This is a genomic window from Herbaspirillum sp. GW821-FHT09A12, from assembly GCF_059418325.1.
Genome location: NZ_JBWKPR010000019.1, coordinates 12,829 through 35,180 on the forward strand (window position 1 = coordinate 12,829; position 22,352 = coordinate 35,180).

At 64.2% G+C, this 22,352-nt stretch carries 20 protein-coding genes; 11 read left to right on the forward strand and 9 right to left on the reverse strand.

Annotated elements, in window-relative coordinates:
• Positions 1–12 precede the first annotated feature (12 nt).
• Entirely contained in the window at positions 13–1,416 is a 1,404-nt protein-coding gene (gene tilS / locus AC07N6_RS23530; protein WP_494780223.1) for a tRNA lysidine(34) synthetase TilS, read from the forward strand.
• A 122-nt stretch (positions 1,417–1,538) separates the two neighbouring features.
• On the opposite strand, the gene AC07N6_RS23535 is transcribed toward tilS, so the two are convergent.
• Both AC07N6_RS23535 and AC07N6_RS23540 read right to left on the reverse strand, forming a co-directional pair.
• Entirely contained in the window at positions 1,539–1,781 is a 243-nt protein-coding gene (locus tag AC07N6_RS23535; RefSeq protein WP_494780222.1) for a hypothetical protein, read from the reverse strand.
• 193 nt (positions 1,782–1,974) lie between these two features.
• The gene (locus tag AC07N6_RS23540; protein WP_494780221.1) at positions 1,975–2,124 is read right to left on the reverse strand and encodes a DUF3096 domain-containing protein; all 150 of its coding nucleotides are present in this window, start codon (positions 2,122–2,124) and stop codon (positions 1,975–1,977) included.
• A gap of 164 nt (positions 2,125–2,288) precedes the next feature.
• On the opposite strand from AC07N6_RS23540, the gene AC07N6_RS23545 reads away from it, so the two are divergent.
• Positions 2,289–2,951 carry a LysE family transporter gene (locus tag AC07N6_RS23545; protein ID WP_494780220.1) on the forward strand — a complete coding sequence of 221 codons (663 nt, stop codon included), beginning with the start codon at positions 2,289–2,291 and terminating at the stop codon, positions 2,949–2,951.
• Positions 2,952–3,038: 87 nt separating this feature from the next.
• Here the strand turns inward: AC07N6_RS23545 and AC07N6_RS23550 are convergent, their stop codons facing one another.
• Together AC07N6_RS23550 and AC07N6_RS23555 are read right to left on the reverse strand one after the other, a co-directional pair.
• Positions 3,039–3,332 carry a PsiF family protein gene (locus tag AC07N6_RS23550; RefSeq protein WP_494780219.1) on the reverse strand — a complete coding sequence of 98 codons (294 nt, stop codon included), beginning with the start codon at positions 3,330–3,332 and terminating at the stop codon, positions 3,039–3,041.
• A gap of 172 nt (positions 3,333–3,504) precedes the next feature.
• Complete coding sequence (locus AC07N6_RS23555; RefSeq protein ID WP_494780218.1) at positions 3,505–3,906, reverse strand: lysozyme inhibitor LprI family protein; 402 nt, start codon at positions 3,904–3,906, stop codon at positions 3,505–3,507.
• A gap of 254 nt (positions 3,907–4,160) precedes the next feature.
• Between AC07N6_RS23555 and AC07N6_RS23560 the strand changes: the two genes are divergently transcribed.
• The 5 genes from AC07N6_RS23560 (at position 4,161) to AC07N6_RS23580 (ending at position 10,387) form a co-directional block, all read left to right on the forward strand.
• Positions 4,161–4,514, forward strand: a complete 354-nt coding sequence (locus AC07N6_RS23560) for a hypothetical protein (protein WP_494780217.1) — start codon at positions 4,161–4,163, stop codon at positions 4,512–4,514.
• A 217-nt stretch (positions 4,515–4,731) separates the two neighbouring features.
• Positions 4,732–5,784, forward strand: a complete 1,053-nt coding sequence (locus AC07N6_RS23565) for an NAD(P)-dependent alcohol dehydrogenase (RefSeq protein WP_494780216.1) — start codon at positions 4,732–4,734, stop codon at positions 5,782–5,784.
• A 106-nt stretch (positions 5,785–5,890) separates the two neighbouring features.
• Positions 5,891–8,389: an ABC transporter permease gene (locus AC07N6_RS23570; protein ID WP_494780215.1), complete on the forward strand. Its 2,499-nt coding sequence runs from the start codon at positions 5,891–5,893 to the stop codon at positions 8,387–8,389.
• Between the two features lie 19 nt (positions 8,390–8,408).
• On the forward strand, positions 8,409–8,810 hold the full coding sequence (locus tag AC07N6_RS23575) for a group II truncated hemoglobin (protein ID WP_494780214.1): 402 nt from the start codon (positions 8,409–8,411) through the stop codon (positions 8,808–8,810).
• A gap of 101 nt (positions 8,811–8,911) precedes the next feature.
• On the forward strand, positions 8,912–10,387 hold the full coding sequence (locus AC07N6_RS23580; protein ID WP_494780213.1) for a DNA recombination protein RmuC: 1,476 nt from the start codon (positions 8,912–8,914) through the stop codon (positions 10,385–10,387).
• 295 nt (positions 10,388–10,682) lie between these two features.
• On the opposite strand, the gene moeA is transcribed toward AC07N6_RS23580, so the two are convergent.
• From moeA to AC07N6_RS23600, 4 genes are all read right to left on the reverse strand, one after another.
• Positions 10,683–11,978, reverse strand: a complete 1,296-nt coding sequence (moeA, locus tag AC07N6_RS23585; protein ID WP_494780212.1) for a molybdopterin molybdotransferase MoeA — start codon at positions 11,976–11,978, stop codon at positions 10,683–10,685.
• Positions 11,975–12,589 carry a molybdenum cofactor guanylyltransferase MobA gene (mobA, locus tag AC07N6_RS23590; protein WP_494780211.1) on the reverse strand — a complete coding sequence of 205 codons (615 nt, stop codon included), beginning with the start codon at positions 12,587–12,589 and terminating at the stop codon, positions 11,975–11,977. Before mobA ends, moeA begins: the two co-directional genes overlap by 4 nt.
• A 27-nt stretch (positions 12,590–12,616) precedes the next feature.
• Positions 12,617–13,735 carry a GTP 3',8-cyclase MoaA gene (moaA, locus tag AC07N6_RS23595; RefSeq protein WP_494780210.1) on the reverse strand — a complete coding sequence of 373 codons (1,119 nt, stop codon included), beginning with the start codon at positions 13,733–13,735 and terminating at the stop codon, positions 12,617–12,619.
• A 293-nt stretch (positions 13,736–14,028) separates the two neighbouring features.
• Entirely contained in the window at positions 14,029–17,133 is a 3,105-nt protein-coding gene (locus tag AC07N6_RS23600; protein WP_494780209.1) for an Rne/Rng family ribonuclease, read from the reverse strand.
• Between the two features lie 817 nt (positions 17,134–17,950).
• On the opposite strand from AC07N6_RS23600, the gene AC07N6_RS23605 reads away from it, so the two are divergent.
• The 4 genes from AC07N6_RS23605 to AC07N6_RS23620 all read left to right on the forward strand — a co-directional run bounded on the left by AC07N6_RS23605 (position 17,951) and on the right by AC07N6_RS23620 (position 21,330).
• On the forward strand, positions 17,951–19,018 hold the full coding sequence (locus tag AC07N6_RS23605; RefSeq protein WP_494780208.1) for an RluA family pseudouridine synthase: 1,068 nt from the start codon (positions 17,951–17,953) through the stop codon (positions 19,016–19,018).
• Between the two features lie 115 nt (positions 19,019–19,133).
• A complete protein-coding gene (locus AC07N6_RS23610) occupies positions 19,134–19,793 on the forward strand; it encodes an HAD-IA family hydrolase (protein ID WP_494780207.1) in 660 nt (219 codons plus the stop codon).
• Between the two features lie 65 nt (positions 19,794–19,858).
• Positions 19,859–20,233: a Rieske (2Fe-2S) protein gene (locus tag AC07N6_RS23615; protein ID WP_494780276.1), complete on the forward strand. Its 375-nt coding sequence runs from the start codon at positions 19,859–19,861 to the stop codon at positions 20,231–20,233.
• Positions 20,234–20,289: 56 nt separating this feature from the next.
• Entirely contained in the window at positions 20,290–21,330 is a 1,041-nt protein-coding gene (locus AC07N6_RS23620) for a S49 family peptidase (protein ID WP_494780206.1), read from the forward strand.
• Between the two features lie 77 nt (positions 21,331–21,407).
• Here the strand turns inward: AC07N6_RS23620 and AC07N6_RS23625 are convergent, their stop codons facing one another.
• Positions 21,408–22,175 (reverse strand): SAM-dependent methyltransferase, encoded by a 768-nt coding sequence (locus AC07N6_RS23625; RefSeq protein ID WP_494780205.1) that lies wholly within the window; start codon positions 22,173–22,175, stop codon positions 21,408–21,410.
• Between the last annotated feature and the right edge of the window lie 177 nt (positions 22,176–22,352).

The following is a 22,352-nucleotide window of genomic DNA, read 5'->3' on the forward strand; positions in this document are numbered from 1 at the left end:
GATTTCGCCTCCATGTCCGAGAATCCCCGCGCTGTACAAAAAGTGGCGCAAGCCATGCAGCAGGCCTTGGAACAAACCTTGGCGGGCCGGTTGCCGGCCGGCCGGCCGGCGGTCTTGGCGGTGGCGTACAGCGGTGGGCTCGATTCCTCGGTATTGCTCGATGTCGCCGCCGCATTCGCCGCCGGGCGGGGGTTTTCGCTGCTGGCCCTGCATGTGCATCACGGCCTGAGCCCCAATGCCGATGGCTGGATGGCGCATTGCCAAGCGCGCTGCCGGGATTTGCAGCTGCCGTTCTTTGCCGAACGCGTGCAGCTTTCCAAGGTGGCCGATTCCGGTGTTGAAGAGGCTGCGCGCGTGGCGCGTTATGCGGTGCTGGGGCGCATGTGCCGCGAGCACGGCGTCGACATTCTGTTGACCGCGCACCATCTGGACGACCAGGCCGAAACCGTATTGCTGCAGCTGTTGCGCGGCAGCGGCCTGGCCGGCATGTCGGGCATGGAGCGCTGCAATACCGCGCCCGCTTTGCTGGGCGACGATGCCACGCCGATCGCAAGGCCGCTGCTGGGAATGGCGCGGGCACAACTCGAAGCGTACGCGGCCGGCAAGGGCATTTCCCACATCGAGGATGAATCCAACGCCGACACACGCTACGCACGCAACGCCTTGCGGCACCGTGTGATGCCGGCGCTGGGCCATGCCTTTCCCGGGTTCCAGCAGCGCCTGGCGCGTGCGGCCGGGCATGCGCAGGGCGCGCAGCAACTGCTGCATGAGGTTGCCGAGCAGGATCTTGCGCAGTGCCGGCATGAGGATCACCTGCTGATGCCTGCCTTGCGCCAGTTGAGCCAACAGCGCTTCTTCAACCTGATGCGCCACTGGTTCGCCTTGCGCGGCATGCGCATGCCATCGACGGCGTGGATGCTGGAGATGCGCGAGCAATTGCTGCAGGCCGGTGTCGAGGCGCAGCTATGCGTGTCGCATCCGGATGGCGAAGTGCATCGCTACCGGGAACGGATATTTCTCTCGCCGCGCCGTACGCCGCCGGCGGAGGAGGTGGAGATTGGCTTGAAGTGGAATGGCGAAGCGCGGCTGCGCGTCGATGCGTATTACGGCGCCTTGCATTTCGAATGCATTGCCGGCGACGATGCGCAACCGGGTTTCGACATCGATTGGCTGCAAAGGCAAGCCTTGTCCATCCGCGGGCGCAGCGGGGGCGAGCGGGTGAAGCTGGCCGACAACCGTCCGGCGCGCAGCCTCAAGCAGCATTTCCAGACGGCCGATGTGCCGGCCTGGGAGCGGCCATTCCTGCCGCTGCTGTTCGCCGGCGGCGATTTGATTTTTGCCGCGGGCATCGGCATGGATTGCGCCCATTTCGCAAGCGGCGGCGAGCGTGTGCGCATACGCTGGCAAGCCGACTGATCAAGCGCCGCAAAAAAAAATGCCGCATCAATGTCTCGCGACAGATGATGCGGCACCCCAGTCATCCCAGACATGGGTGGAGTGCCGAGGCACTCCGGAATTGCTCTTTGAACGATGCGGCCTTACTTCTTGGCGCCATCGGCGGCCGGCTTGGCTTCAGTGCCGGCGGCTTCCTTCTTTTCGCTCTTCTTTGCGACCTTCTTGTGCTTGGCATGCGTGGTCTTTGCCTTGGGGGCGGCATCAGTCTTGGCCGCTGCAGGAGCGGCTGGCGTTGCGGCCGGGGTAGCGGCGGCGCCGGTCTGTGCAAACACCGGCAGTGCCAGGGCGGTCAGCAGGGAAGCGACGATGACGGATTTGGTTTTCATGGCAATTTCCTTTTGAAAGTGGAGGTTGTTCTCGGCCCCTGACGTTGGGTTTTCGCTTATCGCGGCGCCTTACTTCCAATAACGAATTGCCGATCCGGTGGACGACATCAAAGTGTTTCATTTCATCGCAGATTTGTAAGCAATCGTTGCCGTCGCTTTTGCCGGTGTTGGGGGGGGGAGGGCGAGCGGCGCGTCAGATGAACTTGCCGTGCCCGAACAAACCGACCAGTCCGATCACGATCAGGTACAGCGCCACGATGTAATTGAGCAGCCTCGGCATGACCAGGATCAGGATGCCGGCGATCAACGCTGCCAGCGGGCCGAAGGAAAGGTGGATGTTCATGCCGGTTCTCCTGTGGTGGTCGGATATTGTTTCCGATGCCGTACGGGCGGCAAAGTTCTGCGGCGCATTGTCGAGCCCGGGTACAGGACAAATGCGGCCGGCAAGCCTTCTGGAACAAGGCCTATATAATGTTGAGCTTTTCCAACCGCATCATTGAGAGTTTCATGGCTTATCAAACCTGGTTCGCATTCTTTATCGCCGCTTGCGTGATCGCCGTTTCGCCCGGATCGGGCGCGGTCTTGTCGATGAGCCATGGCCTTAACTATGGCGTGCGCCGCACCAGCGCCACCATCCTCGGGCTGGAGATCGCGCTGGTGGTGGTGCTGGTCATCGCCGGCGCCGGCGTGGGCTCGCTGCTGGTGGCATCCGAAGCCGCCTTCAACACGATCAAGGTGCTGGGGGCGGCCTACCTGATCTATCTGGGTTTCTCGCAGTGGCGCGCACCGGTGGCGGTGGCAAAGCCGGAGGGCGAAGCGCTGGATGCGGCCAATGCCAATGTGCTGGCCGCGCGCGGCCAGGCCTGGTGGCAGCGCTGCATGACCGGCTTCCTGACCAATGCCACCAACCCCAAGGGCATCGTCTTCATGGTGGCGGTGCTGCCGCAATTCATCGACCACGACCGTCCGCTGTGGCTGCAATTGCTGGTGCTGGCGGTGACCATGGTGGCGGTGGACCTGGTGGTGATGCATGGCTATGCGTTTGCCGCCAGCCGCTTGCAGCGCTTCTTCCGCAACCAAAAGGCGATGAAGGCGCAGAACCGCTTTTTCGGCGGGGTACTGATGCTGGTCGGCGCCGGCCTGTTTTTCTTCAAGCGTACTGCGCACTGAGCGCGTATCGTTAGCGGCGCTAAACGACAAGCCCCGGCATGCCGGGGCTTGTCATTTGCAGCATTGCCGACGGCAGTCGGCGGATGCTTACTTGTCTTTCTTCAGGCAGGAAGACATGAAGGCCTTGCGCTCGTCGCCCTTCTTGCCGGTGGCGTCGGCATTGCACTGCTTCATCTTGTCTTGTTGCGTCATGGGTTGGGCGGGTTTGCTGGACAGGCAATCTTTCATGAAGGCCTTGCGCTCGTCGCCTTTTTTGCCGGTGGCATCCTTGTTACAGGCGGCCATCTTGGTTTGTTGCGAATTCTCCGCCATGGCGGGTGCGGCTAGCAGCAGCGGGGTGGCCAGTGCGAAAGAAGTGATAGCGATCAGCATTTTTTTCATGGAATCTCCCGGGACAGTGTGGATTCGGGCCTGTTTCCATGGGATCTGGAGAGATTGCTCGCACTCATAGATCCAATGGGAACAGGGCCCTTGGGATGCCGGCATGGACGGGTGGTCCGCAGACGAAGGCATTACAGCATGAAAGCTTGCGCCTGCCTAGCGGGAGAATCGCTCAACGCACACAGGCAATATCGCCTTCCGGGCAGCCGGACAAGGCCTGGAGCTCCTTGGCGCGCTGGCGCGTCTTGTCGGCCAGGCAATTTTGCAACACCATGCCGGCGGCGGAACCGCCCGCCGCGTTTGAACTCTCAAAGCGGCAGGAAAGGTCGCGATACTTGATCCAGGCCAGCTGCACATCGCGGATCTGGTTTTGCTGTGCCGGGCGCAGTTTCGCGCGGTAGGCGAGATAGGTCTCATTGAGTTCGGTGTCGGCCTGGCTGAGATCCCGGCCGGCACAGCCGTTCATGTCGGCCTGGGTGGCGGCCTTGTTGCAATCCAGTGCGTAAGCGCCGGCGCTGGCGCCGCACAGGGGCAGCAGGGCCAGCAACAGGGCGAAGCGGATGGATGGTGTCATGGGTATTTCTCCGGAAAGGCTGGCGCACATGATACAGCCGACATTTTCATGCGGGAAACGAACGGTATCGGTGGGGACATATGCGTCCAACGGGATAAAATCGGGTTTTGCTTGTCTTAGCTTGTGCTAGTGAGTTGTTGTCTGCGATCTTCTGGAAGCTGCGCAAACAAACTGGTTCTTAGAAGAGCAAGCAAGACCGAGGTTCTCGGCCAATTGCAACAAGCCGTTTCTGATTGCTGAAAGGAGTGCCGCCAATGGGACTGAGCTGGATGTCCGCCCTCAAACTGATCCCCTGGGTGGACGTGGTGCAAGCCACGCCCGGGATTGTGCGCGGCGCCCGCGATCTGTGGTCGCGCACGCGTCGCGCCAAGTCGGAAGCCGATGCGCACGAAGGCGCGATGCTGGCGCCCGGCGACACGGCGCAACTGGCCGCGCGCATCGCACAACTGGAAACTGAACAACTGGAGGCCAGCCGGCTGATCAACACGCTGGCCGAGCAGAATGCCCAGTTGGTTGCCACCCTCGATGCGGTACGGCGGCGCACGCGGGCGCTGATGGCCTGCTGCGTGTTGCTGGCCGTGGGGCTGGCGGCCTTGTGGCTGCGCTGATGGGCGGCCGTTTGTTGCTGTCGCCAGCAAGATCGGCGGCATCGTATTACCATAGCGGGGTTTTCAACGGCCTGTTCAACGGCCTATTCTTGGCCCAGGCTGGCGGCGCAATGCCGCTTCGGTTTTGCCGCTGAAAACCAGAATGCCAGGCCTGTCCGTTTTCGCCGGTTGGCGGCGGACGGCTATTTTCCTCCCCTGTTTCCGAAAGGACTTTCCCATGCTGAAATCGCAAGGTTACGCTGCACAAAATGCAACTTCCCCATTGGCGCCATTCAGCTTTGAGCGGCGCGAGGTCGGGGCGCACGACGTGCAGATCGACATCCTGTTCTGCGGCGTTTGCCATTCCGACCTGCACATGGCGCGCGACGAATGGAAGGCGACTGCCTTCCCGGTAGTGCCGGGCCACGAGATCGTCGGCCGCGTTACCAAGGTCGGCGCGCACGTCACCAGGTTCAAGGTCGGCCAGATCGCCGGCGTCGGCTGTATGGTGGACTCCTGCCAGACTTGCCCAAGCTGCGGCGAAGGCCTGGAGCAATACTGCGAGAACGGCTTCACCGGCACCTACAGCGCGCCGGACAAGGTCAGCGGCGGCTATACCTACGGCGGCTACGCCAACAACATCGTGGTCAACGAGAAGTTCGTGCTGTCGGTCTCCGACAAGCTGGACCCGGCCGGCGCCGCGCCGCTCTTGTGCGCGGGCATCACCACCTGGTCGCCGCTGCGCCACTGGAAGGTCGGCCCCGGTCAGAAGGTCGGCATCGTCGGCCTGGGCGGGCTGGGCCACATGGGCGTCAAGCTGGCGCATGCGATGGGCGCGCACGTGGTGCTGTTCACCACTTCGCCGGACAAGCGGGAAGACGCGCTGCGCCTGGGCGCCGATGAAGTGGTGGTGTCCAAGGACGAGGCGCAGATGGCCGCGCATGCCAACAGCTTCGACTTCATCCTCAACACCGTGGCCGCCCCGCACAATCTGGACGCCTTCATGGTGCTGTTGAAGCGCGAAGGCACCATGACGCTGGTCGGCCTGCCGGAACATCCGCACCCGTCGCCCTCGGTGGCCAACTTCATCTTCAAGCGCCGCCACCTGGCCGGCTCGCTCATCGGCGGCATCCAGGAAACCCAGGAGATGCTGGATTTCTGCGCCGAACACGGCATCCACTCCGACATCGAGATCATCAAGATCCAGGACATCAACCAGGCTTACGAGCGCATGCTCAAGAGCGATGTGAAGTACCGCTTCGTGATCGACATGTCGTCGCTGGCAGCCTGAACGACGCAAGTCAAAGAGCAGTGGCCTGCCGGCCTTGTGGCGGCAGGCCGCTTCCTTATTGTTTTTGGTCTCATCGACCTTACTCCGACCAGGAATTGGCCACGGCATGTTTGAACACGCATTGCGTATGACCCGGCGCGACTGGCGCACCGGCGAGTTGCGCTTCCTGCTGATCGCATTGATCGTCGCGGTGGCGGCGCTGTCTTCCGTCAGCTTTTTTGTTGACCGCATGCGCGCGGGCATGACGCGCGACGCCCACCAACTGCTGGGCGCCGACCTGCTGGTCGCCGCCGACCAGGCGATGCCGGCGCAATGGCTGCAGCAGGCGCAAGAACGTGGCCTGGCGCAGGCCCAGACTGTCGTGTTCCCCAGCATGGCACAAGCCGGGGACGGCGAGCAGGCGCGCTCGGTGCTGTCGTCGATCAAGGCGGTCACGCCGGGTTATCCGTTGCGCGGGCAGTTGAAGCTGCAAGGCGCCGACGGCGCCGACCATGTTGCCGGCGGGATTCCGCAGGCCGGCACCGTCTGGGTCGATCCGCAGATATTGTCCGCGCTGGATGTGCGCGTGGGCGACATGCTGAAGCTGGGCGACAAGGATTTCCGTATCGCCGCTGTGATTTCGGTGGAACCCGACCGCGGCAGCGCGTTTGTCAATTTCGCGCCGCGCGTGATGCTGGCCGACAGCGACCTGGCCGCCACCAACCTGGTGCAGGCAGGCTCGCGCGTGACCTACCGCTTGCTGCTGGCGGGCGCGCCGGAGCCGGTCAAAGCCTTCCAGCAGGAAGTGGAGCGGCAGATCGAGGCGCAGAAGATGCGCGCCGTGCGCATCGAATCGCTGGAGAGCGGCCGCCCTGAAATGCGCGCCACGCTGGATCACGCCGAGCAGTTCCTGTCGCTGGTGGGGCTGCTGTCGGCCATGCTGGCGGCGCTGGCGGTGGCCATGGCGGCGCGCCGTTTCATGATGCGCCATCTGGATGCCTGCGCCATGCTGCGCTGTTTCGGCATGACGCAAAACGAGGTCACGGCGCTGTACCTGATCGAGTTCGTGCTGGTCGGCCTGGCCGCCAGCGCCATCGGTGTGGCGCTCGGCTATGCGGCGCATCTGGCGTTGCTGCAATGGCTGGGCCGCTTCATGCCGACCGCATTGCCGCCGGCCGGCTGGCAGCCGGCGCTGCAGGGCATGGCCACCGGCTTGCTGCTGCTGGTGGGCTTTGCGCTGCCGCCCATCCTGCAACTGCGCAACGTGCCGCACAACCACGTGATCCGGCGCGAGCAGGGCACGCCGCAGACCCTGACGGTGCTGACCTATGTGCTGGGCACACTGGTGTTTTCCGGGCTGCTGCTGTGGCAGGCCGGCGACCTCAAGCTGGGCCTGTTGACGGTGGCCGGTTTTCTCGGCGGTTTCGGCCTGTTTGCGCTGGTGGCGTGGCTGTGCCTGCGCGCCTTGCGTTCGCTGCGCGGCCTGTTCGACAGCCAGAGCTGGCGTTTCGCCATCGACGGCTTGCAGCGCCGCCCGGCGGCGGCCGTGATGCAGGTGGTGGCGCTGGGGCTGGGCCTGATGGCCTTGCTGCTGCTGACCGTGATCCGCGGCGACCTGGTCGGCGCCTGGCAACAAGCGACGCCGCCGGATGCTCCCAACCGTTTCGTGATCAATATCCAGCCCGACCAGCGCGCGGCGGTGACCGGCGCACTGGAGCAGGGCGGCGTCGCCCAGCCGCAGCTGTATCCGATGATCCGCGGCCGCCTGGTGCAGATCAACGGCCGCCAGATCAGCGCGGCCGATTACAAGGAAGACCGCGCCAAGCGCCTGGTCGACCGCGAGTTCAATCTGTCGACCATGAAAGACATCCCGTCCGGCAACGGCATCGTGGCCGGCAACTGGTATGACGACAGCAAGCCGGAGGCCTCGGTCGAGCGCGGCCTGGCGCAGACCTTGGGGATCCGGCTGGGCGACCGGCTGCAGTTCGATATCGCCGGCCAGCTGGTGGATGTGCCGGTGACCAGCCTGCGCAAGCTGGAGTGGGGCTCGCTGCGGGTGAACTTCTTCGTGATCATCAACCCGCAAACGATGCGCGACGCGCCGCAAAGCTGGATCACCGCCTTCCATCTGGCGCCGTCGCAGGAAGCGCTGGGCAATACGCTCACGCGCGATTTCCCGAACCTGACCGTGGTCGATATCGGCAACGTGCTGCGCCAGATCCAGGACGTGGTGGGGCAGGTGATTTCGGCGGTCGAATTCCTGTTCCTGTTCACGCTGTGCTCCGGCGTGCTGGTGCTGTACGCGGCGCTGGCCGGCTCGCAGGACGAGCGGGTGCGCGAGGCGGGCTTGCTGCGGGCGCTGGGCGCGACGCGGGCCGAGCTTTCCCGGGCGCAACGCATCGAGGTGCTGCTGGTGGGCTCGGTGGCGGGCTTGCTGGCGGCCAGCGGCGCGGCTGCCATCGGTTGGGCGCTGGCGCATTACGTCTTCAATTTCGACTGGACGTTCAGCCCGCTGGTATGGATCGCCGGCATGGTCATCGGCGCCGGGTGTTCGGCCATCGGCGGCTGGGCCGGGCTGCGCCATGTGCTGGGCCGCCCGCCGCTGCAAACGCTGAGGGAGGCCTGATCTTGTATCATGCTGGCCTATGCAAATCGAAGACCCTAACCAACCCACCACGTTCGACCTGATCGGCGGCGCAGGGAAGCTGCGCGAGATGGTCGACCGTTTCTACGACCTGATGGACCTGGAGCCGGAGTTCGCCGGTATCCGCGCGCTGCATCCGCCGGCGCTGGACGGTTCGCGCGAAAAGACCTATATGTTCCTGTCCGGCTGGACCGGCGGCCCCAACCTGTACATCGAGCAGTTCGGCCATCCGCGCCTGCGCGCGCGCCATTTGCCCTTTGCCATCGGCGTCTCGGAGCGCGACCAGTGGCTGCGCTGCATGGCGTGGGCGATGCAGGATGTCGGCCTGCCGGAGGAGCTGCAAAAGCGCCTGCTGGCGGCCTTTTACCAGACCGCCGACTGGATGCGCAACAAGGCGGAGTAAAACGTCTTGCGCTTGCGCCGCGCGCCGCAATCGCGCACCATGGCATATCTTTTTTCCAAGGCCTGTGGCAGCGATGCGCGGGCCGCAATTTCTTTTGCTCCATGACATCCTTTGAACTGATACTCGTCGGCCTGGTGGCGGTCGGCATCGTGCTGCAAATCCTGGTGCTGCTGCGCTCCGGCCGCAAGGACGACAACGGCGCCGAGGTCGCCTTGCAGCAGCTCAAGCAGGACTTGCAGCGCCACCAGCAAGACACCGGCGAGCGCATCGAACGCGAACTGCGTAGCCAGGTGCAGGCCAGTGCGCAAAGCACGCGGCAGGAGCTGGGCGCCAATTTCGCCCAGCTGCAGCAGACGCTGGCCACGCAGATCTCCAGCGTGGCGGCGCTGCAGAACAACCAGATCGACGGCTTCGCCCAGCAACTGGTGAAGTTGAATGAAACCAATGCCCAGCAGCTCGACGGCATGCGCCAGTCGCTGACGCTGCAGGCCCAGGTCAACCGCGAGGAACAGGCGCTGTCCTTGAAGCGCTTCGGCGATACCTTGAACCAGCAATTGTCGGCGCTGACCGAGTCCAACTCCCAGCGCATGGCCGAGGTGCGCGCCACGCTGGAATCCAAGATCAAGGACCTGCAGAACGACAACGCGCAAAAGCTGGAAGAGATGCGCAAGACCGTGGACGAGAAACTGCACGCCACGCTGGAGCAGCGCCTGGGCGAGTCGTTCAAGCTGGTGTCCGACCGCCTGGACAAGGTGCACCAGGGCCTGGGCGAGATGCAGCAGCTGGCCACCGGCGTGGGCGACCTGAAGCGCGTGCTGACCAACGTCAAGACGCGCGGCACCTGGGGCGAAGTGCAGCTGGAGATTTTGCTGGAGCAGATGCTCACCCCCGAGCAGTACGCCAAGAACGTCGAGACCGTGCCGGGCAGCGGCGAGCGGGTGGAGTTCGCCATCCGCCTGCCGGGCGCCAAGGATGACGCGACGCCGGTGTGGATGCCGATCGATGCCAAGTTCCCGAAGGAGCAGTACGAGCGCCTGGTGGATGCGGCCGAGCGCGCCGATGCCGATGGCGTGGCGACCGCCGGCAAGGAACTGGAGCGCGCGGTGCGCGGCGAAGCCAAGACCATCGCCGACAAATACCTGTCGCCGCCGCTGACCACCGACTTCGCCATCCTGTTCTTGCCGACCGAAGGCCTGTACGCGGAAGTGATGCGCCGTCCGGGCCTGTCGGATGACCTGCAGCGCACGCACCGCGTCACCATCGCCGGCCCATCGACCTTGTCGGCGTTGCTCAACAGCCTGCAGATGGGCTTCCGCACGCTGGCGCTGGAGAAGCGCTCGTCGGAAGTGTGGCAGGTGCTGGGGGCGGTCAAGACCGAGTTCGGCAAGTTCGGCGATGTGCTGGCCTCGACCAAACTTGCGCTGGAACGCGCGGCCAGGAACATCGACCAGGCCGAAACCCGCACGCGCCAGATGACGCGCAAGCTCAAGTCGGTCGAAGCCTTGCCGGCCGAGAGCGCGCAGAAATTGCTGGGGACGGAAGAGCTGGATCTGGGGGACGATGCCGAAGGCGCTTGAGACCTGGATGGGAAAACAGAAGGGGAGAAGGGACGGCTTGCCGTCTAATGCCGTTCAGTTAAGCGCTGAACGGCATTTTTGTTTGTGGAGTCTAGACTCCGTTCGTCCTGAGTAGCTGCGCAGCAGCGTATCGAAGGGCAGGCAAGAGCGCCAACGGTGATACGCTGGCTTCGATACGGCCCTGGCGGGCCTACTCAGCCCGAACGGACTCTGTGTGAGTGCTTCAGAACTAGCCTTAACTGAACGGCATTACGGCTTGCCGTCCCTTTTTTATTCTTGGCACTGCATAGGCGCATCAAACCAGGCCGTCAAACACCACCACCGACACTTCTTCTCCCGCTGCCACATCGCCGCGGTCATGTTCCAGTTCGATGATGCAGTTGGCATCCGACATCGAGCGCAGGATGCCCGAGCCCTGGGTGCCGGTGAGCCGGACCGACCACACGCCTTGCGCATCGGGCGCGAGGATGCCGCGCTGGTATTCGGTGCGGCCGGCCTTCTTGCGGATGGCGCCGGCCGATCGCACGCGCAGGCGCGGCAGCGGCGATGCTTCGGCGCCGGCCAGGCGCAGCAGGGCGTCGCGCACGAAGAAATAGAAACTCACCGTCACCGCCACCGGATTGCCGGGCAGGCCGAACAGGTAGGCGTCGCGGCCGTTCGATGCGATACGGCCGAAGGCCAGCGGGCGGCCGGGACGCATGCCGATTTTCCAGAACAGCATGTCGCCCAGGCTGGCCATGATCTGTTTGGTGTAGTCCGCGGCGCCGACCGAGACGCCGCCGGAGGTGATGACTGCGTCGGCTTCTTCGCAGGCGCTGCGGAAGGCGGCTTCCAGCGCGGCCGGGTCGTCGCCCACCACGCCCAGGTCGAGGATGTCGCAGCCCAGGCGCGTGAGCATGCCGTGCAGGGTGTAGCGGTTGGAGTCGTAGACGCAGCCCGGGTCGAGCGGCTCGCCCACCGAGCGCAATTCATCGCCGGTGGAAAAAAAGGCCACGCGCAGGCGGCGCTGCACCGGCACTTCGGCAATGCCGAGCGAGGCCAACAGGCCGATGTCGGACGGGCGCAATTGCCGGCCGCGCGGCAGCGCCACGGTGCCGAGCGCCAGGTCTTCGCCGCGCAGGCGGCGGTTGTCGCCGGGGCGCACGCGGCCGGCGGGGATGGTGACGCCGTGCCGGTCGGCATCGGCGGTCAATTCTTGCGGGATCACGGTATCGCAACCGGCAGGCATGGGCGCCCCGGTCATGATGCGCACGCATTGGCCGCGCAGCACTTCGCCATCGAAGCTGGCGCCGGCATGCAGCGCGCCGGCGATCGCCAGGCGCACCTCATTGCCCGCGGCGATATCTTCGCCGCGCATGGCGTAGCCGTCCATGGCCGAATTGTCGTGGGCGGGCACGTCGATGCGGGAGACGATGTCTTGCGCCAGCACGCGGCCCAGGGCGCTGCGGATGGCGACTTTTTCTACCGCTTCGATGGGACGGATGAAGTCATGGATGACGCCTTGCGCTTGCGTCACCGTCATGGCATTGGGATCGTAGCCGCTGATGCAACTGATGATGTCGTGGAGGGAATGCGGAGAGGTCTGGGTCATCGTTCTTGTTCAAGCTGCTGCAGTTCCAGCCCGGTATTGATATTGCAGAAGGCGCGTTCGTCGGGGAAATCGACTTCCACGCATTGCAGCGTGGCGAACCAGAGTTCCATCTTGCGTTCGCCGGCGGCGAGGAAGGCGTCAAGCGAGGGCAGGGTCGACTTTCTCAGCAGCGAGCATACCGGATGGGCTTGCCTGCTGCCGTCTTTTCCGGTGACGACGAAAGCGGCGTCGGCGCCGCTGGCGATCATCTCATCGGCCAGCCGGGCCACCAGGTCGTAGGGAATCAGTGGCGAATCGCAGGGAGCGGTCGCCAGGAACGGCGTGGCGCAGTGCGAGAGCCCGCATTGCAGGCCGGCCAGGGGGCCGGGGAAGTCGGGGGCGAGGTCATGCCAGATCGGATAGCCGAAGGCGGCATAGCGCTGCTGGGAGCGGTTGGCGTTGACCGCCAGGGTGCAGACCTGCGGCGCCAGCCGTTCCAGCACATGCTGGGCGAGCGGCTTGCCGTGCAGCTCTTGCAGGCCCTTGTCGACGCCGCCCATGCGCGTGGCGCGTCCGCCGGCCAGGACGAGGCCGGTGATATGGCTGGCGGCGATGGCAGGTACGGCTGACATGATGCGGCTGGTTGAAAGGAGGCGGGCCTAGCCGCCGATGTACGACATCTCGACCTTGCGCAGCGCGCGCGCATCTTGCTGCTCGCTGCGCAATTCGGAATAGCGGTCGCCGCGTTGATGCCACAGCCGGGCAATGGCGCCGGCGAGCTCGGCATCACTGCCGCCGTTGCGCACGATGCCGCGCAGGTCATGGCCTTCGCTGGCAAACAGGCAGGTGTAGATGCTGCCTTCGGTGGACAGCCGGGCGCGCGAGCAATCCTGGCAGAAGGCATGGGTGACGCTGGAGATGACGCCGATCTCGCCGCTGCCGTCGGCATAGCGCCAGCGTTCGGCGGTTTCGCCGGTGTAGTTGGGGTCGGCTTCGACCAGCGGCAATTCGGCGGCGATGCGGCGCACTACCTCATTGGATGGAACCACCTGGTCCATGCGCCAGCCGTTGGAGCTGCCCACGTCCATGTATTCGATGAAGCGCAGGATAGTGGAGGTGCCCTTGAAACGGCGCGCCATCGGCAGGATCTCGTGGTCGTTCAGGCCTTGCTTGACCACCATGTTGATCTTGATCGGGCCCAGGCCCGCGGCATGCGCGGCCTCGATGCCTTCCAGCACGCGCGCCACCGGGAAGTCGACGTCGTTCATGCGGCGGAAGTTTTCGTCGTCCAGCGAATCGAGCGAGACGGTCACGCGCTTCAGGCCGGCATCCTTCAAGGCCTGGGCCTTCTGCTTGAGCAAGGTGCCGTTGGTGGTCAGCGTGAGGTCGATCTCGCGTCCCTCGGGCGTACGCAGCGCGGCCAGCATCTCGACCAGGCGTTCGATGTTCTTGCGCAGCAGCGGTTCGCCGCCGGTCAGGCGAATCTTGTGCACGCCATGCGCCACGAACTGGCGCGCCACACGGGTGATTTCCTCGAAGGTGAGCAGGGCGGAATGCGGCAGGAACTGGTATTGCTTGTCGAATACGTCCTTGGGCATGCAATAGACGCAACGGAAATTGCAGCGATCCGTCACGGAGATGCGCAGATCGTGCAGCGGCCGCCCCAATGCATCGGCCAGCAGGCCGACGGGCTCCGCGGGAACCGGCAACAGGGCCGCCCCCAGGCTCAATGGCACGGCTTGCCGATAATCAACGATGGGAATGACGCGCTTGTTCATACAGGCTGGCTGATACAGATATGTAACGATAGCACGGCTGGCAATACGGGGTAGATGCACAATTGTGCATATTCGCTATTGTCGGCAGGCATGGGCAAACGTGGGCAGGCGCGGGCCGGCAGCGGTTCCACGCAGCAAGGGGCTTTGCAGCCGTGGCGGCATGGCTGGCGCTTGCCTGGCCGCATGGCGCCGGCGCCACTGTATTTGCCTGCCGGGTGCTTAACTGTAACCTGTCGCCTCCGATAAAAGGAAAAGGGAGCCGAAGCTCCCTTTTCCATCACTGCTCAAGCCAATCAGCGGCGCGTCTCAACCTGGACCAAGGGTTCGGTCGATTGGGGCGGCAGCGGCTTGCGTTCGCGCGGCACACGGGGCGGCGTCACGAAGTCGGCCGCGGCGGCCTGTGCGGCCTGCAGCTTGACCGGGTCGGTCGTGGCCAGGGTCAGGCCGGCCTGGGACAGCATCTGGTTCAGCGAGTCCCACTGTGCCGGATTGCCTGCGGCTTGCGACGGGGCTTTCTGGACCGGTGCGGCCGCGCTTTCCACTACGGCATCCGGCAAGCTGATCGGCTGCGGCGCCAACGGGGCGCTGGCGGGCTCGGCGGCTTGCACCAATTCCAGCGGCGCTTCCGATGCTGCCGGGACGGCAGCGGGAGCCTGGACCGGTTCGAAGGCCGGCGCCGGGGCGAAGCTGGCGTCGATGGACTGCGCCGGCGGCTCGATCGCTTCGCTGTGTGCGAATACCGCTTCGGTCGCTTCCGCTGCTGCTGCGGCGACGGCTTCCACCGAATTCACGCCGCTTTCAACCGTGGCTGCGCTTTCGACTGGCGCTACAACTGCCGGCGTTTCAGCCGGAATGTCTTGCGGAACCGGCGACGCGGCAAAGGAAGCTTGCGCGATGGCGGCATCGACCGCTTCGCCAGCGGCGACTTCGCTTGTGCCAACCACTGCTGCAGCGGCGACGTTGTCGGCGCCGTCAGCGGCGTCGGCATTGCCGGCTTCCGAACCGTCTTCAATCACGTTGCCGTTTTCGTCGCGTTCGCGGCGATGGCGGTTGCGGCCGCCACGACGGCGGCGGCGGCGCGGTTCGGTGCCGCCTTCGGACGCTTCCGCGCCTTCGCCGGCTTCGACCTGTGCGCCTTCCACTTGCGCCGCTTGCTCGTCGGAGGCGATCGCTACCGTTCCGGCGGCGACTGCCACCCCCGCGGTGGCGGCGCCGGCTGCCAGTGCGGCTTCCAGCGGCAGGCCATCTTCGGGCTTGGCTTCCTTGCGTTCGCCGCGCGGGGCGCGCGGTTCACGCGGCTGGCGCGGTTCGCGTTGTTCACGGCCTTCGCGGCCTTCACGCGGTTCACGAGCTTCGCGCGGCTCGCGGCGACCTTCCTTGTTTTCCAGGCCTTCGCGGGCCTGGGTCTCACGCGGTTCGCGCGGCTCACGGCCTTCGCGCGGCGGACGCGGCAAGCGTTGCTGCTTGCCTTCGATGGCGTCGCCGGTCTTCAGCTCCGGGGTAGCCTGGTTGCCGTCGCGGTTGCGGGCATTGCGTTCGCCGCCGCGTTCATTGCCGCGCTCGTTGCTGCGTTCGCTGCGGTTGCGGTTACGGCCGTTGCGGTCGCGGTTGTTGCGATCGCCCTCGCGCTTGGCCGGCGCCTTGGCTTCGACCGGAGCCGGGGCCGGTGCGGGAACGACCGGTTTCTTGCGGAAGAAACTGAAGATCTTGCCCAACAGGCCCGCTTCAGGCGCCAGGGTCGGCGGCGGCACAGGGGCTGCTTCGGGCGCGCGGCGCTCGACGATGGGGGCCGGCTGGTCCGGGGTGATGCCCTTGACCACGGCTTCCTGGCGCGGCTTGACGTCTTCCTTCTGGCGCTTGCTGTAGCCGATGTCGGTGTCGGCCTGCTCGGCCATGGCGTAGCTGGCTTGGACGTCGTCCAGGCGCGGATCGTCGTGCTTGATCCGCTCCATCTTGTAGTGCGGGGTTTCCAGGTGCTTGTTGGGGATCATGATGATCGTCACGCGGTGGCGCGTTTCGATCTTCAGGATTTCGCCGCGCTTCTCGTTGAGCAGGAAGGCGGCCACGTCGACCGGCGCCTGCACATGGATGGCGGCGGAGTTTTCCTTCATCGCCTCTTCCTGGATGATGCGCAGGACTTGCAGGGCGGACGATTCGGTATCGCGAATGTGGCCGGTGCCGTTGCAGCGCGGGCAGGTCACGTGGCTGCCTTCGGACAGCGACGGACGCAGGCGCTGGCGCGACAGTTCCATCAGGCCGAAGCGCGAGATCTTGCCCATCTGGACGCGGGCGCGGTCGTGGTGCAGGGCGTCTTTCAGGCGGCCTTCGACTTCGCGCTGGTTCTTGCTGTTCTCCATGTCGATGAAGTCGATCACGATCAGGCCGCCCAGGTCGCGCAGGCGCAACTGGCGGGCCACTTCGTCGGCCGCTTCAAGGTTGGTGTTGAACGCAGTGGTTTCGATGTCGCTGCCGCGGGTGGCGCGCGCCGAGTTGACGTCCACCGAGACCAGGGCTTCGGTGTGGTCGATCACGATGGCGCCGCCGGAAGGCAGCGGCACGGTGCGCGAGTAGGCGGTTTCGATCTGGTGTTCGATCTGGAAACGCGAGAACAGCGGCACGTCGTCGCGGTAGCGCTTGACGCGGTGGATCATGTCCGGCATCACGTGGGTCATGAACTGCTGGGCCTGGTCGTGGATGTCGTCGGTGTCGATCAGGATTTCGCCGATATCGGGCTGGAAGTAGTCGCGGATGGCGCGGATGACCAGCGAGGATTCCTGGTAGATCAGGAAGGCGCCCGATGTCAATTGGCCGGCGCCTTCGATGGCGCGCCACAGTTGCATCAGGTAGTTCAGGTCCCACTGCAGTTCGTCGACGTTGCGGCCGATGCCTGCGGTGCGGGCGATCACGGACATGCCGCCGGGCAGGTCCAGCTTGTCCATGGTTTCGCGCAGTTCCTGGCGGTCTTCGCCTTCGACGCGGCGCGAGACGCCGCCGCCGCGCGGATTGTTGGGCATCAGCACCAGGTAGCGGCCGGCCAGCGAGATGAACGAGGTCAGGGCCGCGCCCTTGTTGCCGCGCTCTTCCTTTTCGACCTGGACGATGATTTCCTGGCCTTCGCGCAGCGCTTCCTTGATGGTGGCGTTGCGGACATCGATGCCTTCCTTGAAGTAGGTGCGGGCCACTTCCTTGAACGGCAGGAAACCGTGACGTTCTTCGCCGTAGTTGACGAAGCAGGCTTCCAGCGAGGGTTCGATGCGGGTGATGACACCCTTGTAGATGTTGGACTTGCGTTGTTCGCGCCCAGTCGTTTCGATATCGATGTCGATCAGTTTCTGACCGTCAACGATGGCTACGCGCAGCTCTTCCTGCTGCGTAGCGTTGAACAACATACGTTTCATGTTTTCACTCCGGGATCCGAAGATCCTTCAAATGGCGCCGTCCGGTTGCGGAGTCGGCGTCAAAAGTACAGGGGATGTACGCGGGAACGAAGTGATCGGGGAGGGAATTGCCTTACTGTGTGGAGTGCAGCTTGTTTAACAAGCAAATGAGGCACTCAAGCACAACGGGGCGCGGATGCGATGGACGGGAACGCCGGGCAGCGCCGTATCCGCGCCCGGCGTTCCGCAATAAGCGGTCGCACGGTCTGCTGCGGACGGTAAGCTGGTCTGTGGAGCCAAACGATTCATGTTTATATGGGTTGGCGACGGCGATCGGGTTCAATGCATCAACCGGCAAGCTTCGCGGTGATCCGGCTTTGGCTCGCGGCCCGGCCCGGGCAAAGCGCTGCAAATCGCGGCCGGCCATGTGGGCCAACCACTTGTTGCGCTGCTTGTTGCCAGCGAGCTGTGCGCTGCGATCCAGAATCCGGGTCAACGGATGCGAGTCTTGCCAGACTTTTATCCTGATGATCCAAACAATTCTGTTCCACTTCCAAGTGCGTTATCCGATTGCAACTGCGGTGCAAACTGGACTCGCGCAGGGAAGATGCGTACTCGTTTCGAGGCCTTGTTAATCTGTCGAGCGGCATTTACGGCTGCTTTGCAGCCGTCGCAGCGCCGTTTTGGGCATCTGCAGTGCCGCACGTCGTCATTTTCGGGGCCCCCTTCGTCAATTTTGCAATTCGCGAGGCTGACGAAGTCTCCTCTTGTGTAGAATGTTCCTTTTTATTCTACTGACGTGGTTTTTTGACCAGCGTCGAACGATTATATATTCAAAATGAAGGACTTAGCGAGATTTTCTAGGGGGGCTTCTGAATCCGCCAAAACGGCGGCGGCTCCCCGGAACGCAGCAGGCTCGCACAGCGTCCCTCAAGTGCAGTTGCTGACCATTTCCGAAGAAGACGCCGGACAGCGGATCGACAATTTCCTGCTGCGGATCTGCAAAGGCGTTCCCAAGAGCCATATCTATCGTGTCCTGCGGTCGGGAGAGGTGCGCGTCAACAAAGGCCGCATCGACCAGACCTACCGCCTGGTCGACGGCGATGTGGTGCGCGTTCCGCCAATACGAGTTGCAGAAAAGCAAGAAATTGCCGTGCCCGGCGCCGAATTCCGGATCTTGCTTGAAGACAGCCATATGCTGGTGATCGACAAGCCGGCCGGCGTGGCGGTGCACGGCGGCTCGGGCGTGAGCTACGGCGTGATCGAGCAGTTGCGCGCGGCCCGTCCGCAGGCCAAGTTCCTGGAACTGGTGCACCGGCTCGACCGCGACACCTCCGGCGTATTGCTGATTGCCAAGAAGCGCTCGGCCCTGACCAACCTGCACGACCAGATGCGCGACGGCGTGACCGACAAGCGCTACCTGACCCTGGTGCAGGGCGACTGGAAGAATGCGCGCCAGCACATCAAGTTGCCATTGTTTAAATACAGCACGCCCGACGGCGAGCGGCGGGTGCGGGTGCAGGCCGACGGCCAGGCGTCGCATACGGTGTTTTCCCTGCTGCAACGTTTCGGCGAGTTCGCGCTGCTGGAGGCCGAACTCAAGACCGGCCGCACGCACCAGATCCGGGTTCACCTGTCGTCCAGCGGATTCCCGATCGTGGGGGATGACAAGTACGGCGATTTCGCGCTCAACAAGGCGTTGCAGAAGCCCGATGGCCGTCGCATCGCCTTGAAGCGCATGTTCCTGCATGCCTGGCAGATCAGCTTTACCCATCCGGACAGCGGCGAGACCGTGACGCTGAAAGCGGCCTTGCCGGCCGAATGCGAGAATTTCCTGCGCAGCCTGCAAGATGTCGGCAGCGATCCGCTATGGTCCGGCCAGTCCGCGCCGGCCGCGGACGACTGAAGATCGATGCCGTGGCGCGCCGGATGTGATACTTTCTGGCCGGCATTAACAATTTTGCATGTCCGCCCGGCCATCGTCGCGATGCCGGCGGGCCTGCCGAGAGTGAACGAAAAACATGGCTAGAAAGCAATTCGACCTGATCGTCTTCGACTGGGACGGTACCCTGATGGACAGCACCTCGACCATCGTGCGCTGCATCCAGGCGGCGGCGCGGGATCTCGGGCTGCCGATCCCCGACAAGAGCGCCGCTTCCTACGTGATCGGCCTGGGCCTGCAAGACGCCATGCAGGCGGCCATCCCCGATGTCGACCCCAAATACTATCCGCGCATCGTCGAGCGCTACCGCCACCATTACCTGGGGCAGGACAAGGATCTGACGCTGTTCGACGGCGTGCCCGAGATGCTGGCCGACCTGTCGCAACAAGGTTATTTCCTGGCAGTGGCCACCGGCAAGAGCCGGGTCGGCCTGAACCGTGCGATGAACAGCACCGGCTTGTTGTCGGTGTTCGACGCCACCCGCTGCGCCGACGAGACCTTTTCCAAGCCGCATCCGGCCATGTTGCAGGAGCTGACGCGCGAACTGGGGCAGGACATGGGCCGCACGCTGATGATCGGCGACACCACCCACGACCTGCAGATGGCCATCAACGCCAACGCCAAAGGCGTTGCAGTGGAGTTCGGCGCGCATCCGGCGGCGCAGTTGGAGGCGCTCGATCCGCTGTATTGCGCCAAATCGATCCGCGAGCTGCACCAATGGCTCACTGACAACGCCTGACCCCGACCCCGGCAAGCGGCATGGCGCCGCTGCCTTTCGCCATCGCCAGATTGATTGCCAACGCCATGAGCAGCCAGACCGAAATCGATATTTGCGCCTCTTCCGAGATCGAAGAGGGCGGCCGCGGCAAGCGCTTTCCGGTGCTGGTGCACGGCGACGACACCAGCGGCTTCGTGGTGCGCTATGGCGGCCAGGTGTACGGCTACCTGAACCGCTGCGCGCATGTGCCGGTGGAGTTGGACTGGTTCGAGGGCGAATTCTTTGAATCCAGCGGCCTGTATCTCATGTGCGCAACACATGGCGCGGTTTACGCGCCCGATACCGGAAAATGCGAAGGCGGCCCTTGTACCGGCGCGCATTTGCGTAAGATCATGACGGTAGAGCGGGATGGCCGGATTTACTGGCGCCCGGATGAACTGGTCAAGGCTGCCGGGGCATGAGCCCCGGGGCAATCCGCGAAGGCGCCTAAGAAGCGCCTTTCGTTTTGAGTGAGCATATGAGCAATAACGAATTCGAAAATCCCCAATCGCCGCCGCCGGCCGGCGCCACGCCTGCTCCCGAGCAGGCCGCCGCGTCCAAGGCCGGGCGCGACGACAAGAAACACACCGGCTGGGAGCGCGACGTGCTGGAAAAGCTGGCGCTGTTCGCGGTCAAGGAACAGCGCGCGCGGCGCCGCTGGAGCATTTTCTTCCGCATCGTGATCCTGATGGTCATCGTGTTCGGCGTCTGGATGGCCTTCACCTACGGCAAGACCGAGAGCGAACCGCTGGGCCGGCATACCGCGCTGGTGGAAATCAAGGGCACCATCGAATCCGAAGGCCAGGGCTCGGCCGGCGTGGTGATCCCGGCGCTGGACAAGGCCTTTGCCGCGACCGATTCGGTCGGCGTGATCCTCAAGATCAACAGCCCCGGCGGCAGCCCGGTGCAGGCCGGCATGATCAACGACGAGATCACCCGCCTGCGCAAGGAGTATCCGAAGAAGCCGATCTACGTGGTGGTCGAGGAAATGTGCGCCTCCGGCGGCTATTACATCGCTGCCGCGGCCGACCGCATTTACGTCAACAAGGCCAGCCTGATCGGTTCGGTCGGGGTGCTGATGGACGGGTTCGGTTTCACCGGGCTGATGGACAAGCTGGGCGTCGAGCGGCGCCTGCTGACGGCCGGCGAGAACAAGAGTTTCCTCGACCCGTTCAGCCCGCAAAGCGCCAAGCAGCGTGAATATGCGCAGTCCATGCTGGACGAGATCCACCGGCAGTTCATCGAAGTGGTGCGCCAGGGTCGCGGCACGCGACTGAAGGAAACCCCCGAGACCTTCTCCGGCCTGGTGTGGACCGGTTCCAAGGCGGTCGAGCTGGGCCTGGCGGACGGTTACGGCACGGTCGACAGCGTGGCGCGCGATGAGATCAAGGCTGAGGACGTGGTCGACTACACCCAGGCCGAGAAGCTTTCCGACCGCGTGTTGAAGAAGTTCGGCGTGGCCTTCGGGGCGGGTGTCGCCAAGACCCTGATGGCGTCGCCGCTGCCTGCGTTGCGCTGAACGCGGCGACCGGAAAACAGAAGGCCGGCTGATACTTCAGCCGGCCTTTGTTTTTTTACTCAAGCATCCTGGATCTCTCAATCCGCCAATAACATGAATACCGTCGGCTTCTTATGGAAATCAGGCCCCTTGCCAGCCGCCAGCGCCGCTTTCCATTGCCCCGCCGTCTGCGTGCGCACCGACTCCGTCGGCAAGCTCAAGTCGGTCGCCACGCACACCAGCGTGTTGCTCTGGCAATGACTGGACAATGCTTCCAGCATGGCGGCATTGCGGTAAGGCGTTTCGATCAGCAACTGGGTCTGCTTCTCCTTGCGCGAGCGATCTTCCAGTTGGCGGATATGCTTGCCGCGCGCGTCGGCATCGGTAGGCAAGTAGCCGTTGAAGGCGAAGCTTTGGCCGTTCAGCCCGCTGGCCATCACCGCCAGCAGCAACGATGACGGGCCGACCAGCGGACGCACCTGGATGCCTTGCCGGTGAGCCATGCGCACCAGGTTGGCGCCAGGATCGGCCACGGCCGGCACCCCGGCCTCGGAAATCAGCCCGCCGTCCCGGCCTTCGCGCAGCGGCGCCAGCAGGGCCGGCAAGGCCGAGGCGTCGGTATTGACGTTAAGCTCGGCAATGCCGATTTCCTGGATCGGTTTGGACAGCGCCTGGCGGCTGCCCAGCAGTTTCAGGAAGGCGCGCGTCGTCTTGGCGTTTTCGGCGACGAAATAATCCAGGCGCGCGGCCACGGCTTGTACTTCGCGCGGGATGATGGCGTCCAGCGGGTGCGGCGTGCCATCTGCCTGGAGGGGAATGTCGACAGGGCCGAGGGTGTTGGGAATGAGATAAAGAATGCCCGGCATCGGAGAAAATTGAATAAATTGTATAAAATAATATTCGTGCCGCAATGCAGCGTACAGGATCGTCATTTTACAGGCCGCGCGCGGCTTTGCGGGCGGCAGCCATGGGATGAGGCGGTGGACGGTGCGCCGTATGGCGCTTCCGGCGTGCCAAAGTGTCATCAAACTGTCACGTAAGCC